The sequence below is a fragment of the Micromonospora echinofusca genome (assembly GCF_017614955.1).
Taxonomy (GTDB): domain Bacteria; phylum Actinomycetota; class Actinomycetes; order Mycobacteriales; family Micromonosporaceae; genus Micromonospora; species Micromonospora echinofusca_A.
Map to the genome: position 1 here is coordinate 1 of NZ_WVUH01000624.1, position 1,677 is coordinate 1,677.

Annotated in this window: 2 protein-coding genes and 1 pseudogene; all 3 read right to left on the reverse strand. The window is 74.2% G+C overall.

The features are described 5' to 3' along the window. Positions 1-409, reverse strand: a pseudogene (locus tag GSF22_RS33405) (molybdopterin-binding oxidoreductase); the annotation flags it as partial. Positions 410-481: 72 nt separating this feature from the next. Continuing rightward, positions 482-1,117, reverse strand: a complete 636-nt coding sequence (locus GSF22_RS33410; RefSeq protein ID WP_208817892.1) for a fasciclin domain-containing protein — start codon at positions 1,115-1,117, stop codon at positions 482-484. 127 nt (positions 1,118-1,244) lie between these two features. Beyond that, a partial coding sequence (locus GSF22_RS33415) for an anti-sigma factor (protein ID WP_208817893.1) occupies positions 1,245-1,677 on the reverse strand: 433 nt, incomplete at its 5' end.

The window sequence follows — 1,677 nt, forward strand, 5'->3', positions numbered from 1 at the left end:
GAGACAGCCCCAGCACCCCGGCGGCGAGGAGCGCGCCGACCAGCGACGGCAGGACGTCCCACGGGCGGGCCGCCGGCCGGGTCAGTGCTGCGGCGGCCCCGGCCACCCCGAGTAGACCGGCGCCGACCGGTCCGGCGAGCCGCCGGCGGACGGCCAGCACCCCGGTCGGTACGGCCAGGGCGGCGAGGACCAGCCCGATGCCGGCCAGCAGCACCGGTTTGTCGTACGTACCGAAGGTGCGGACCGCGAACTCCTTGACCGGGGTGGGTGCCGCGTCGATCATCGCGGCGCCGACCGCCACCAGGGGCCCGGCCTGCGGCCGGGTGGCCGAGGCGAGCAGTTCCGCGCCGGTCACCCCGGCGGCGGTCGCCAGCAGTGCGGCACCGGCCGGTACGAGCAGCCGTCGCATCCGGTCCTCCTCCTCGTTACGGCCCGGGGCCCGACCACCGGTCGGGCCCCGGGCGGGATCGGTGGTACCGGGTCAGGAGGCGGGCATCAGGACGGTGTCGACGATGTAGACGGTGGCGTTGGCGGTCTGCACGTTGCCGCAGACCACGGCCGCGTTGCCGTTGACCGTGAAGTTCGTGCCACTGCCCGCGACGGTGAGCTCACCACCCTGGAGGGTCTTGTGCGGGCCGGCGAGCTGCGCCGGGGCGAGCTTCTCCCCCACCACGTGGTAGGTGAGGATCTTGGTCAGCATGTCCTTGTCGGCCAGTACCTTGTCCAGGTCGGCCTTGGGCAGCTTGGCGAACGCGTCGTTGGTCGGCGCGAAGACCGTGGCGGCCGGCGCGGAGTTGAGCGAGTCGACCAGGCCGGCCTGCTTGACCGCGGTGACCAGGGTGGACAGCAGCGGGTTGCCGGAGGCGGCGGTGGCCACCGGCACCTTGGCCATCGCCTCGAAGCTGCCCGGGTTGCTGGCGTCGGTCGGTACGGCGGCACAGCCCGGCCCGAACTCGCCGTCCGTCATCGGCGCGCTGCTCGGGCTGGCCATCTCCGGCGCGCTGGTGGCCGGCGCCGGGGCGGCGGTGTCCTCCTCGGTGTCCCCGCCGCAGGCGGTGAGGCCGAGGGCGAGGGTGGCAGCGGCGACGGCGGCGAACATGCGGGTGCGGGTACGCATCGGAATCGGTTGTCCCTTCAGGTCACGGTGTCGTGGTTCTGTAGGGGATTCGTTCGCAGCCGCCCGTTCGGATGGGTCTCGGCTCAACTTTTTTCTGAAATTTTGTCCGCCGTACGGTCAACGCAGGTCAGGTGACCGGCATCAGCACCACCGGGGTGGTGGTCGGCTGCGCCGAACCGCCGGCCGGCTCCTCGGTCACCCCGAAGCGGCTCTTGCCGCGTACCCCGTCGATCAGCATCGTCGTGGTGGTCTCGCCGGCCCGGAGCACGCCGGAGGAACTGGCCCCGGTGCCGTCCAGCAGCCAGAGCTGGTAGGCCCGCCCCGGCCCCGGCTCGGCCAGCCCGGCGAGCACCGCCACCGCCCGGTCCCGGCTGGCCGAGGCCACCACCGTCACCCGGCCGCCGCCGGCCACCCCCTCGGTCCGCAGCACCGCGTCCGGTGCGGCGAGCACCGCCCGGATCTCGTCCGCCCGCAGCCGCGCCGCCTCGGCGGTGGCCCGCTCCTGGCGTACCCGCTCCTCCTGGATCTCCCAGGCGCCCGCACCCGCCCCGGCGGCCACC